We start from the raw sequence: 12,971 nt of genomic DNA, 5'->3' as shown, positions 1-12,971 counted from the left end.
AGTAATCTCTGTTAGGAACTGCGAAATCTGGCGACAAACGGTGAAAAAAAAATCGCCTACGCTTACAGCGCAAAAAAGGCCGACGGTTAAAAAACCGCCAGCCTCCGCCCGATTACTCGGGTGGTAGTAAGTTAAAGTATAACTTACTTGATCTCTACTGCAGCACCAGCTGCTTCAAGGTCAGTTTTTAGAGCTTCAGCTTCTTCTTTAGTGATAGCTTCTTTAACTGCTACTGGAGCAGATTCAGCCATACCTTTAGCTTCTTTCAGGCCAAGACCTGTAGCAGCGCGAAGTGCTTTAATAGTTGCAACTTTGTTGTCGCCGTGTGAAGTAAGAATTACGTCGAATTCTGTTTGCTCTTCAGCAGCGCCAGCATCTGCGCCACCTGAAACAACTGCAGCTGCAGCAGATACGCCGAACTTCTCTTCCATTGCTTCGATTAGTTCAACAACTTCCATTACAGACATTTCTGCAAGGGCTTCTAAGATTTGGTCTTTAGTGATAGACATAACAAAAAATTCCTAATTGTACTGAATTCAATTTAATTAAGCGGCTAATAAAATTATTAAGCAGCTTCTTTCTGATCGCGTAGAGCGGCCAATGTACGAACCAACTTGCCAGCAGATGCTTCTTTTAGAGTCATCATGAACTGAGCTAGTGCTTCTTCGTATGTTGGTAGTTTTGCTAAACGATCAATGTTATCTGCAGGGATTAATTCCCCTTCAAAGGCTGCTGCTTTGATTTCAAACTTCTCTTGTTCCTTCGCGAAATCTTTAAGAAGACGCGCGGCTGCACCTGGGTGCTCGTTAGAGAATGCAATCAAAGTAGGACCAGTGAACGTATCTGCTAGGCACTCAAAATCAGTACCAGCGACAGCGCGTTTTACTAGTGTGTTACGTACAACTTTTACGTATACACCAGCTTCACGAGCTGCTTTACGAAGACCGGTCATATCACCTACAGTTACACCGCGTGAATCGGCAACAACTGCAGATAAAGCACCTTTGGCAGCTTCGTTGACTTCAGCAACAATCGCTTTTTTGTCTTCGAGTCCTAATGCCATTGGCTTTACTCCTGGATTCTATCTAGGGAAAACTCCCTAGCAATTACCATGCTAAACATCTAATGATATTTAGCGACTTACGGCGCGAAAAGATCCAGCAGAATAAAATCTATCTGGGGTCCGACACCGTCTACGTAGGAAATTAAGATGATTACTTGAACCAACACCTACGGTCTTGGACGGAGACCAATCTTTAACCTAAAAGGTTAAATCATAGCCTCAACCCTACAAAGTGCGCGCATTATAGACTAATGCGCGAGCTTTGTAAATTTACTTAACGTCTTCCAGAGTACTCTGGTCAACCGCAACACCTGCACCCATAGTGGTAGAGATGCTTACTTTCTTAAGGAAAACACCTTTAGCAGCTGCTGGCTTGGCTTTTTTAAGAGCAGCAAGTAGAGCTTCTAAGTTTTCTTTAAGTTGAGCTGTTTCAAAATCCACTTTACCGATAGTAGTGTGGATGATGCCGTTCTTGTCGTTACGGTAACGAACTTGACCAGCTTTAGCGTTCTTAACTGCTTCAGCAACGTTTGGCGTTACAGTACCAGTTTTTGGGTTAGGCATTAGACCACGTGGGCCTAAGATTTGACCTAACTGACCAACAACGCGCATCGCATCTGGAGATGCGATAACTACGTCAAAGTTCATTTCGCCAGCTTTAACTTGTGCAGCAAGCTCGTCCATACCGACTAGCTCAGCACCAGCTGCAGTAGCAGCTTCAGCGTTAGCGCCTTGAGTGAACACAGCTACACGTACTTCACGACCAGTACCGTGTGGTAGCACAGTTGCGCCACGAACGTTTTGGTCTGATTTACGTGGATCAACACCAAGGTTTACAGCAACGTCAACACTTTCAACGAACTTAGCAGTTGCTAGTTCTTTTAATAGTGCTACAGCTTCATTGATGTCGTAGTTCTTAGTCACTTCAACTTTTTCGCGGATCAAACGAGCGCGTTTAGTTAGCTTTGCCATTATATTAGTCCTCTACTACCAAACCCATTGAACGCGCAGTACCTTCAATAGAGCGCATCATAGCGTCCATATCAGCACCAGTCATATCAGCGGCTTTAGTCTCAGCAATTTCCTGGACAGCGCTACGCTTGATAGTTCCCACTTTGTCAGTGTTAGGACGGCCAGAACCAGACTTCAGACCAGCTGCTTTAAGCAGTAGGAAAGATGCAGGTGGCGTCTTAGTTTCAAAAGTGAAAGAGCGATCAGTGTAAACAGTGATAACTACAGGAATTGGCATACCTTTGTCGAACTTTTCAGTACGAGCGTTGAATGCTTTACAGAATTCCATGATGTTAACACCTTTCTGACCCAATGCTGGGCCAACTGGTGGCGACGGGTTTGCAGCACCGGCTGCTACTTGTAGTTTGATGTAACCATCAACTTTCTTTGCCATGAGACATTTCCTCAAGTTTGGGTTCAAACGCCATCAACACTATGCTGAAAAGCTCCCCGAAAAATATGGGTGCGAATTATATATAAATTCGCACCCATTTCCAATTAGTATTTGCGCTTTATTTAATCAGCTTTTTTCAATCTGACTAAAATCAAGCTCTACTGGCGTTGAGCGACCGAAGATCATGACAGAAACCTTAACGCGGTTCTTCTCATAATCAACTTCTTCAACAGTACCGTTAAAGTCAGCGAAAGGTCCGTCAGTAACACGAACAACTTCACCAGCTTCAAACATAACGCGATGCGTTGGAGACTCAGTAGTGTCTTGAAGACGCTGAAGAATTGCATCAGCTTCTTTATCTGAAATAGGGGCTGGACGATCTGATGTACCACCAATGAAGCCCATCACACGAGGGATGCTTTTCACTAAGTGCCAGCTCTCGTCATTCATTTCCATCTGGACTAATACGTAGCCAGGGAAGAATTTGCGTTCGCTCTTACGACGTTGGCCCGCACGCATTTCAACCACTTCTTCTGTAGGTACTAAAACCTCACCGAAGTAATCTTCCATGCTGTGCATTTTGATATGTTCATTCAAAGATTTACAAACGCGGCCTTCATAGCCTGAAAACGCTTGTACTACATACCATCTTTTTTTAGCTTCAGTTGCTTCAGTCATTCGAGATGCCTATACGCCTGTAATAAAATTAACAATTCTAAGCAATACTGCGTCTAAACCCCATAGGATTAATCCTAAAACGGCGGTAGCAGCTAATACAATAAAAGTTGTATTTAGTGCTTCTTGACGCGTAGGCCATACCACTTTACGAACTTCAATCTGTGCTTCACGAGCAAACGTTAATGCTTGCTTGCCTTTTTCTGTTTGCGACGCAATAAGACCAGCAATAGCAAAGGCGATTACAACCCCAAAAGCGCGCGCAACAACACTTGCTTCAGCGAAATAATGATTGCCAATAATAGCAGCAGCCAAGAAGATTACGACTAGGCCCCACTTTACGATATCCAGAGAGTTACCCTGGCTTTCAGTATTTGTTGTCATCGGTTAATTCCGTTACTCACTACGTTCTGAGATTATATATGCTACAAAATAGCACTTTGCTCAGTAAAAAAATCAGCCAGACTCAAGTCTAAACTGACGACTGCTCAACACACTCACTAAAAAGTATATCCAGCGAGTCAAAAATCGGCCATAGATTGTATTCTTATTCCGCGTATATGGCAAGAATACAAAGCTAAGCTTAGTGAACAAAATCAGTATTAGCTTTCGATTAAAATCAAAAAAGGCAGCCTAAGCTGCCTTTTTTAGTATTGCGCTAAGATTAGTCGCTATTAAGCAACGATCTCTGCAACAACACCAGCACCAACTGTACGTCCACCTTCACGGATTGCGAAGCGTAAACCTTCGTCCATCGCGATTGGGCAGATTAGTGTTACTGTCATAGCAACGTTGTCACCAGGCATTACCATCTCTACGCCTTCTGGCAATTCGATAGTACCGGTTACGTCAGTTGTACGGAAGTAGAACTGTGGACGGTAGCCTTTGAAGAATGGAGTATGACGTCCACCTTCTTCTTTAGACAGAACGTAGATTTCTGACTTGAAAGTTGTGTGTGGAGTGATTGAACCAGGAGCAGCAAGAACCTGACCACGCTCAACATCTTCACGCTTAGTACCACGTAGAAGAACACCACAGTTCTCGCCAGCACGACCTTCGTCAAGAAGCTTACGGAACATTTCAACACCAGTACAAGTAGTCTTAGTTGTATCTTTGATACCAACGATTTCTACTTCTTCACCAACTTTGATGATACCGCGCTCTACACGACCTGTTACTACTGTACCACGGCCTGAGATTGAGAATACATCTTCAATTGGAAGAATGAATGCACCATCGATTGCACGCTCTGGCTCTGGGATGTAAGTATCTAGAGCTTCTGCTAGTTCAATGATTTTTGCTTCCCACTCTGGCTCGCCTTCAAGGGCTTTAAGCGCAGAACCTTGGATAACTGGTAGGTCATCACCTGGGAATTCATATTCGCTAAGAAGTTCACGAACTTCCATTTCTACAAGCTCAAGAAGCTCTTCATCGTCAACCATGTCACACTTGTTCATGAATACGATGATGAATGGTACGCCAACCTGACGTGAAAGCAGGATGTGCTCACGTGTTTGTGGCATTGGACCATCTGTAGAAGCAACTACTAGAATCGCGCCGTCCATTTGAGCAGCACCAGTAATCATGTTTTTAACATAATCGGCGTGACCAGGACAATCTACGTGTGCGTAGTGACGTGATGGAGTGTCATATTCGATGTGAGAAGTATTAATTGTAATACCACGCTCGCGCTCTTCTGGAGCGTTATCGATTTGTGCGAAATCTTTAACTTCACCACCGTATGTTTTAGTCAAAACAGCAGAGATAGCAGCTGTTAGTGTTGTTTTACCATGGTCGACGTGTCCAATGGTACCAACGTTAACATGCGGTTTACTACGTTCAAATTTTTCTTTAGCCATGGTATTGCCCCAATCCAAAGTACTGGTGATGAAACTGCATATAGCAAAAAATCCGATGCATAAATGTCATCGAATCAGTTAGTAAGATAGTTGAGGTGCATATGAAGCAGGAGGCGTGCTGACAGGTAGTCTTAAACTGGAAAAAGCACTCGTTATCGAGTGCTTTCTACTGATTAAGTATTATCAGCAAGAATTTGGAGCGGATGGCGGGAATCGAACCCGCGTTATCAGCTTGGAAGGCTGGAGTAATACCATTATACGACATCCGCGCAACCTACTTCAGGTTACCTAACTACCTAGAAAATGGTGGAGGGAGAAGGATTCGAACCTTCGAAGGCTGAGCCGTCAGATTTACAATCTGATCCCTTTGGCCACTCGGGAACCCCTCCAGGGAAATGGTGCCGGCACCAAGAGTCGAACTCGGGACCTACTGATTACAAGTCAGTTGCTCTACCAACTGAGCTATGCCGGCGTGTCATTTCGGTAGCGGATATTATGGAAATGTGAGCACAAGTGCAATAGTAAAATGGATTTTTTTATAAAAAAAAGCTCAAACGACGCTTTTTTATGCTTACTTTAGCCATAACGGATACTTTTGCAGCGATTAATCTTATTTACCTAACCGTTGGCTGTTCGCCTAATCCCATAGCGGTTGTCGATAATAAATTCATAGTGTAATGTGCCCTCCTTAATGGAGAACTTCGCAATGACGCCAACCAATCAAATTCATAATGCACTCTACTTACCTTTTCAGCGCGAACAGTGGGCTGAATTACGCGAATCAGTGCCTTTGACGCTCAGTGAAAATGATCTGGCAGACCTGCGCGGTATTAATGAAAAAATATCGTTATCTGAAGTTACCGATATTTATCTTCCGTTAAGCCGACTTCTAAACTTAAATGTCGGTGCAAAGCAGCAAAGGGGATTGGCACTCAATGAATTCCTTGGCCGCGTTCCCCCAAAAAGGCCCTATATAATCAGTATTGCAGGTAGTGTGGCGGTAGGTAAAAGTACTACTGCGCGTATCTTGCAAGCATTATTGAGCCATTGGCCAGAACATCCTAAAGTTGATCTGATTACAACAGATGGATTCTTGCACCCACTCGCAGAGCTTAAACGTCGAGGCTTGATGCAGCGCAAGGGATTCCCTGAAAGCTATGATATGAAGGGCTTAGTTGACTTTATCTCTGCGATAAAAGCGGGTGAAGCTGCGGTGAGCGCGCCAATATACTCACACATTACTTATGACCGAGTGCCCGACCAATTTCAGTGGATCCGTCAACCTGATATCCTCATCATCGAGGGCTTAAATGTGCTGCAAACAGGACAAGACTCAGCCGTTGACACTAAGCGCCCTTTTGTATCTGATTTTGTGGATTTTAGTATCTATGTCGACGCAGAAGAAGAGCTGTTGAAAAAGTGGTACATCGAGCGCTTTTTACAATTTAGAACCGGCGCGTTTAGCGAAGAAAGTTCCTACTTCCATCATTACTCACAGCTAACAGATCATGAAGCTACAGGCATTGCATCTAAAATCTGGGATAGCATTAATGGCCCAAACTTAACCTTAAATATTCAGCCAACCCGAGAACGTGCGCACCTTATCTTGCAAAAAGGACAAGATCACCTAATGGATCAAGTCCTTCTAAGAAAGTGATATCGATTAATCGGCCTTACGTAGGCTGATTTCACCACCAATAAAGCTCTTTACGCCATCATCAGTTTCTAACAGCACCGCTCCTTGTTTATCTATCCCTCTGCAAATGCCGTGGACCTCATCTGTTCCAATAAGCAATTTTATTTGCTGATCAATAAAGAGATCTGCCTCTTCCCATCTCGACTGGAAAGGCGTGAGTCCACTTTCTTGAAACAGTGAAAGATCTTGCTGGAGCTGTTTTTGTAATAAAGTCAGCAATTCAGTTTTGTTCGGCATACTCTTAAGGGAAGTCAAATCACTCCATGCTTGGTCGATTGACTTGCCATGCTGTTCACTCATCGCCATGTTAAGCCCTACACCAATAACAAGATTACATTCATTATCTGTTTGGCCACTCATCTCAATAAGTACACCCGCCAATTTCTTACCCGCTAGGTAGATATCGTTTGGCCATTTAACCCCGATCTCGTCGACATTAAGTTGCTTAAGCACTTTTACAATCGAACAGGCAACCACTAAACTCAAGCCCATGGCTTGCGCCATTCCTTGTGGAAATTGCCAATACATCGAAAAATACAGATGACAGCCATAGGGAGACACCCAAGTTCGCCCACGTCTACCTCGTCCAGCAGATTGATACTCAGCCACACAAATGTCACCAGAGTCTAGCTCCTCAGCATGCTTTAGAATGAAGCCATTCGTGCTTTCAATCTCATCAAAATAGAAGCATCGCTGACCAATAGCCCCCTTTAACACAGTTTCATCGACTAAAGAGATGGGATGACTTAACTTGTAACCTTTGCCTTTTACACAGAAAATATCCACGCCGTAGTCTTCCAATGCTGATATATGATTAGCAACTGCAGTACGTGAAACAGCTAACTTTTCAGCAAGCACTTCACCGGAGACAAAACCACCAGTGGCTAACTCTGCTAATATGTTTCTTTTGCGATTCCATTGCTCTGCCATGCTATAAACTCCTTTCTCCAGTAGTGGCTATCATTCTCGGTTCATGCTCCAAAGTAATCCCAAACTCCTTAAAGATACAATCGACAATATGCCTTGCTAAACCCAATACATCATCGCTGCTAGCATTATCTTTATTGATAAGCACAAGTGCTTGCTTATCATGTACTGCCGCGCCGCCAACCTGAAAACCTTTTAAACCCGCCGCTTCAATCAACCAACCCGCTGCAACTTTGGTGTGTCTACGCCCATGAGGATAACCTACAATATTCGGATAGCGGGCAACAAGAGTCTGAAACTGCTCATTTTCGATAATGGGATTTTTAAAAAAACTACCTGCATTACCAACGACAGCTGGATCAGGCAGCTTTTCCATACGCGTGGCACAGATACAATCAAACACTGCTTTTGGAGTAACATTAGGCCCCTTCAGCGCTTTGAGAGGTCCGTAATCAAGTCGTGGTAACCACACTTTAGGTACTTTAAAACCAACTCTTGTTATTAGGGCTTTGCCCGATAACTGCCGCTTAAAAGCCGAGTCTCTGTAGCCAAACTCACACTGTTCAACACTTAAGCGTATGCGTTCGCCACTCGCTAAATCTAGGTACTCCACCCACTCACAAATATCTTTAAACTCAATACCGTAAGCACCTATATTTTGAATCGGCGCAGCGCCCACTTTCCCAGGAATAAGGGCTAGATTTTCAAAGCCAGCAATACCTTTATCTAGGCAGTAGCAGACCAGCTCATGCCAATCTTCGCCCGCTTCAACAGCCAAACAGTAATCACTTTCTGTTGTCCTTAGCTCAATACCTTTGGTTTCAACGACAACGACAGTGCCTGCAAAGTCGTCACATAAAACAATATTACTGCCGCCACCCAAGATCAGCATTGGCTGATTAGAAAGATAGAGCTGTTGGCAAAATGTGCTAAGCTCTGGTGTTGTTTTGGCAATAAACAGAGCTCGACAACTGTGTTCAAGCCCAAAAGTATTATGTGCTTTAAGTGAGATAGAATCGGTCACGGAGCAGTCTTATTAATCATATAGGAATACTGCATTGTAACGTAAAGCCGTAACGCTCAGTAGCACTATCTAGAAAGTTAGAGTCGCAATTGCTTTAGTCATTGCGACTATTTCGGTTTATCGTTTGTTGCCAAAATTGTGTTGATAATAGCCTTGTTTTGTTGGCTAATCGATTCATCTGATCACACTTGATTTGAGCTTCTTCCGTGCGCGCCAAGTTAACATTTGATAGGTCATTAATAGCGACTATTGCCTGGCTTATCTCAGTAGCAACGGCTGTTTGTTGGTTCATTGCGACTGCATTTAATTCCGACATCTCATGAATCCTTCCTATCGAGTCGCGTAATTGATCAAATGCACTGTCGGCATTTTTTGCCAACTCAGCAGATTGATCTGCCTTCTTATGACTGACTTCCATAGCGTCTGCCGCAGTTTGAGTACTGCTCTGAAACTTAGTCACAATATTACTAATTTGCGCAGTAGACTCACTAGTACGAATTGAAAGCTGTCTCACTTCATCGGCTACGACTGCAAAACCACGACCAGTTTCCCCTGCCCTAGCAGCCTCTATCGCAGCATTTAGCGCAAGCAGGTTAGTCTGTTCAGCAATTCCCTTTATCTCACTAAGTACATTTGCAATCGCATGACTGTCCTGCTCAATTGAATCGACAACTTCAGAAAATTGTACGACCTCTTCTCTTAATTCGCCTATGGAAGTAACAACCTTAAGCAAATGTTCATGCCCTAAGTCTGCAGCTTTGAGGCTTGAATTTATTTCTTGGGCTGCCTGTTGAGTGTTGTCATTAACCTCTACAAAGCTTGCACTCATCTCTTCCACTGCCGCTGCAACCTGATTGGTCTGCAAGTTCTGGCTGTCTGCTCGGCCATGTGTGTCGACAATCGTTTGCATCAATGAGCCGGTCTCTTCACTGATAGAGGAAGCCGAGTCCGCCATTCTACCGACGACGCCCCCAGTTTCGGTGATTAAATAATTGAGTGCTGAATCCAGTTGACCAATTTCATCTTGGCGGCCACAGAATATACTACGTGCAATAGGATCATCATTTATAGCTGCAGCTTTAACAGCCAGCTCTCGTAATGGCTTAGTGATAATGTAACAGCCCAAGCCAGCGATAAATGCTCCAACAGCAGCAACTAAAGCAGCGGGTAATACAGTCGTCAGTAGTGCACAACTAAACGCAACAATGCTGCCCCACAAACTCAACTTGCCAGCGAAACTTACCAGTGGCTTCTCAAGTTCAGCTACATGATCGCTTTGGCTTAATTTCGAATATAGTTTTTCTGCAGCCTGCACCTGTTCAGTTGTCGGTTTACGCCTGATGGATTGGAACTCATGCAACTGACCTTTCTCATATACTGGTGAGACATAGGCACTAGTCCAGTAGTACTTACCAGTCACGGTTTGATTTTTAACTAGCCCCGTCCATGTTTTCCCCGCTTGTATACGACTCCACAGAGATTTAAACACAGCCTTTGGCATATCCGGGTGACGTACAATATTGTGTGACTGTCCCCGCAGCTCGCTCGCTGAACATTCTGACATATTGGCAAATACGTCATTGGCATACTTAATGTTACCTTTTAGATCTGTAGTAGACAGCAAAATACAGTCTTGCGTCATTGGCTGTTCAACATTTAATGTGGTCTGCGGATTCATGAGGGCGCCCTACTTTTTTATTAGAGCTGTATATTGACAGAACTAACAATGAGTTAGCTTGATTTAAATCAATCACACATAGGTCATTTTATCGCCAAATAACCAAAGTAGAGATAGTTAGCATTAGTCTGCTCAGAGATTTAGTCCTTCAGTCAGAGATTCGCACTTCGAAGATATGCTGCTTATTTGCTATAGAATGAATGACACTAACGCCATTTGTATAACTAGTGCGGGATCTAGTAACTCTATATAGGTTCTAGGTGTTCCTGAGTTCCTGAGTTCATGAGTTCATGAGTTCATGAGTTCATGAGTTCATGAATGATGAAATGGATACGCAAAGCAATGGATAAAACTCGAACTAAGGTACCTTAAGCACAGGTGACAAGCCGCTGTCTATTCATAGTGAGCCTAACCAACTTAACTTCCGCGCTGTCGTTGCGATTAACCGCTTTAAATCTTGAGCGTACAAACGAAAAAAGCCTCTGCATTTCTGCAGAGGCTTTCGTCTTTGTGTTGGCGGAACGGACGAGACTCGAACTCGCGATCCCGGTGTGACAGGCCGCAGTCTATTCATAGGGAGCCTAACCAACTGAACTTCCGCGCTGCAGTTGCGATTAACCGCTTTAACTCTTGAGCATGTAAACGAAAAAAGCCTCTGCATTTCTGCAGAGGCTTTCGTCTTTGTGTTGGCGGAACGGACGAGACTCGAACTCGCGACCCCCGGCGTGACAGGCCGCTGTCTATTCATAGTGAGCCTAACCAACTGAACTTCCGTGCTGCAGTTGCGATTAACCGCTTTAAATCTTCAGCATGTAAACGAAAAAAGCCTCTGCATTTCTGCAGAGGCTTTCGTCTTTGTGTTGGCGGAACGGACGAGACTCGAACTCGCGATCCCGGTGTGACAGGCCGCAGTCTATTCATAGGGAGCCTAACCAACTGAACTTCCGCGCTGCAGTTGCGATTAACCGCTTTAACTCTTGAGCATGTAAACGAAAAAAGCCTCTGCATTTCTGCAGAGGCTTTCGTCTTTGTGTTGGCGGAACGGACGAGACTCGAACTCGCGACGCCCGGCGTGACAGGCCGCTGTCTATTCATAGGGAGCCTAACCAACTGAACTTCAGCGCTGCAGTTGCGATTAACCGCTTTAACTCTTCTGCATGTAAACGAAAAAAGCCTCTGCATTTCTGCAGAGGCTTTCGTCTTTATGTTGGCGGAACGGACAAGACTCGAACTCGCGCCCCCCGGCGTGACAGGCCGCTGTCTATTCATAGTGAGCCTAACCAACTGAACTTCCGCGCTGCGGTTGCGATTAACCGCTTTAACTCTTCAGCATGTAAACGAAAAAAGCCTCTGCATTTCTGCAGAGGCTTTCGTCTTTGTGTTGGCGGAACGGACGAGACTCGAACTCGCGACCCCCGGCGTGACAGGCCGGTATTCTAACCAACTGAACTACCGCTCCTTTAGCAAATTGCCGAAGCATTTCACTAAATTCTTTTAAGTCACTAGCTTGTCAAGGCTAGGAGACTCGCTCGACTCTTATGAGTTAAGCTAATTAGGCGCCTGGAAATGACCTACTCTCACATGGGGAAACCCCACACTACCATCGGCGATACTGTGTTTCACTTCTGAGTTCGGAATGGGATCAGGTGGGACCACAGCTCTATGGTTTCCAGACAAATTTGGCAAATTTAGAAAGCTGTTACTCGCTGTCGCAAGTAAGTATTAAATTATTGAGTTCGACACCACATTAAGCGTCACTCTTTGCAGAGTAGTTCTAACTTCGATGAGGTAAAAACATCAGTCTCATACACCCTCCATGGATGGAGGAAGTGCCTTAAAATGCATGGAGCATTTTTGGCCAAAACCCATCAGGGTTGTATGGTTAAGCCTCACGAGTCATTAGTATCAGTTAGCTCAACGCCTCACAACGCTTACACACCTGACCTATCAACGTCCTAGTCTCGAACGGCTCTTTAGAGGAATTAAATTCCTAGGGATGACTCATCTTAGGACTCGCTTCCCGCTTAGATGCTTTCAGCGGTTATCGATTCCGAACGTAGCTACCGGGCAATGCTATTGGCATAACAACCCGAACACCAGCGGTTCGTCCACTCCGGTCCTCTCGTACTAGGAGCAGCTTCCTTCAATCATCCAACGCCCACGGCAGATAGGGACCGAACTGTCTCACGACGTTCTGAACCCAGCTCGCGTACCACTTTAAATGGCGAACAGCCATACCCTTGGGACCGACTTCAGCCCCAGGATGTGATGAGCCGACATCGAGGTGCCAAACACCGCCGTCGATATGAACTCTTGGGCGGTATCAGCCTGTTATCCCCGGCGTACCTTTTATCCGTTGAGCGATGGCCCTTCCATACAGAACCACCGGATCACTATGACCTACTTTCGTACCTGCTCGACGTGTATGTCTCGCAGTTAAGCTGGCTTATGCCATTGCACTAACCGTACGATGTCCGACCGTACTTAGCCAACCTTCGTGCTCCTCCGTTACTCTTTGGGAGGAGACCGCCCCAGTCAAACTACCCACCAGGCACTGTCCCGAACCCCGATTCAGGGGCCGCGGTTAGAACATCAAAACTACAAGGGTGGTATTTCAAGGTTGACTCCACTCCATCTAGCGACG

11 protein-coding genes, 4 tRNA genes and 2 rRNA genes (1 of these 17 cut by a window edge) are annotated in these 12,971 nt (G+C 44.9%); 1 reads left to right on the top strand and 16 read right to left on the bottom strand.

Annotated features, from left to right (window positions below; genetic code table 11):
- Positions 1–143: 143 nt before the first annotated feature.
- The 10 genes from rplL to SWP_RS08865 all read right to left on the bottom strand — a co-directional run bounded on the left by rplL (position 144) and on the right by SWP_RS08865 (position 5,474).
- Positions 144–509, bottom strand: a complete 366-nt coding sequence (gene rplL / locus SWP_RS08910; RefSeq protein ID WP_020912131.1) for a 50S ribosomal protein L7/L12 — start codon at positions 507–509, stop codon at positions 144–146.
- A gap of 56 nt (positions 510–565) precedes the next feature.
- The gene (rplJ, locus tag SWP_RS08905; RefSeq protein ID WP_020912130.1) at positions 566–1,063 is read right to left on the bottom strand and encodes a 50S ribosomal protein L10; all 498 of its coding nucleotides are present in this window, start codon (positions 1,061–1,063) and stop codon (positions 566–568) included.
- 270 nt (positions 1,064–1,333) lie between these two features.
- Positions 1,334–2,035 carry a 50S ribosomal protein L1 gene (gene rplA / locus SWP_RS08900; protein WP_020912129.1) on the bottom strand — a complete coding sequence of 234 codons (702 nt, stop codon included), beginning with the start codon at positions 2,033–2,035 and terminating at the stop codon, positions 1,334–1,336.
- 4 nt (positions 2,036–2,039) lie between these two features.
- The gene (gene rplK / locus SWP_RS08895; protein WP_020912128.1) at positions 2,040–2,468 is read right to left on the bottom strand and encodes a 50S ribosomal protein L11; all 429 of its coding nucleotides are present in this window, start codon (positions 2,466–2,468) and stop codon (positions 2,040–2,042) included.
- A 126-nt stretch (positions 2,469–2,594) separates the two neighbouring features.
- Complete coding sequence (gene nusG / locus SWP_RS08890; RefSeq protein ID WP_020912127.1) at positions 2,595–3,146, bottom strand: transcription termination/antitermination protein NusG; 552 nt, start codon at positions 3,144–3,146, stop codon at positions 2,595–2,597.
- Between the two features lie 9 nt (positions 3,147–3,155).
- Positions 3,156–3,527, bottom strand: coding sequence for a preprotein translocase subunit SecE (secE, locus tag SWP_RS08885; RefSeq protein WP_020912126.1), 372 nt, complete (start codon positions 3,525–3,527; stop codon positions 3,156–3,158).
- Positions 3,528–3,817: 290 nt separating this feature from the next.
- Positions 3,818–5,002 (bottom strand): elongation factor Tu, encoded by a 1,185-nt coding sequence (gene tuf / locus SWP_RS08880; RefSeq protein WP_020912125.1) that lies wholly within the window; start codon positions 5,000–5,002, stop codon positions 3,818–3,820.
- A 195-nt stretch (positions 5,003–5,197) separates the two neighbouring features.
- Positions 5,198–5,271, bottom strand: a tRNA-Gly gene (locus SWP_RS08875).
- Between the two features lie 35 nt (positions 5,272–5,306).
- A tRNA-Tyr gene (locus SWP_RS08870) sits at positions 5,307–5,391 on the bottom strand.
- A 7-nt stretch (positions 5,392–5,398) separates the two neighbouring features.
- Positions 5,399–5,474, bottom strand: a tRNA-Thr gene (locus SWP_RS08865).
- A gap of 234 nt (positions 5,475–5,708) precedes the next feature.
- Here SWP_RS08865 and coaA point away from each other — a divergent pair.
- Positions 5,709–6,659, top strand: a complete 951-nt coding sequence (gene coaA / locus SWP_RS08860; RefSeq protein WP_020912124.1) for a type I pantothenate kinase — start codon at positions 5,709–5,711, stop codon at positions 6,657–6,659.
- A gap of 6 nt (positions 6,660–6,665) precedes the next feature.
- On the opposite strand, the gene birA is transcribed toward coaA, so the two are convergent.
- From birA to SWP_RS08825, 6 genes are all read right to left on the bottom strand, one after another.
- Positions 6,666–7,628, bottom strand: a complete 963-nt coding sequence (gene birA / locus SWP_RS08855; protein WP_020912123.1) for a bifunctional biotin--[acetyl-CoA-carboxylase] ligase/biotin operon repressor BirA — start codon at positions 7,626–7,628, stop codon at positions 6,666–6,668.
- A 1-nt stretch (position 7,629) separates the two neighbouring features.
- Entirely contained in the window at positions 7,630–8,649 is a 1,020-nt protein-coding gene (gene murB, locus SWP_RS08850) for a UDP-N-acetylmuramate dehydrogenase (protein ID WP_020912122.1), read from the bottom strand.
- A 94-nt stretch (positions 8,650–8,743) separates the two neighbouring features.
- Positions 8,744–10,327, bottom strand: coding sequence for a methyl-accepting chemotaxis protein (locus SWP_RS08845; RefSeq protein WP_020912121.1), 1,584 nt, complete (start codon positions 10,325–10,327; stop codon positions 8,744–8,746).
- Between the two features lie 1,382 nt (positions 10,328–11,709).
- Positions 11,710–11,786, bottom strand: a tRNA-Asp gene (locus tag SWP_RS08835).
- A 99-nt stretch (positions 11,787–11,885) separates the two neighbouring features.
- A 5S ribosomal RNA gene (gene rrf, locus SWP_RS08830) occupies positions 11,886–12,001 on the bottom strand.
- A gap of 204 nt (positions 12,002–12,205) precedes the next feature.
- A 23S ribosomal RNA gene (locus SWP_RS08825) occupies positions 12,206–12,971 on the bottom strand (it continues 2,129 nt past the right edge of the window).

The organism is Shewanella piezotolerans WP3 (genome assembly GCF_000014885.1).
GTDB classification, from domain to species: domain Bacteria; phylum Pseudomonadota; class Gammaproteobacteria; order Enterobacterales; family Shewanellaceae; genus Shewanella; species Shewanella piezotolerans.
This window is presented reverse-complemented; position numbering and strand designations above follow the sequence as displayed.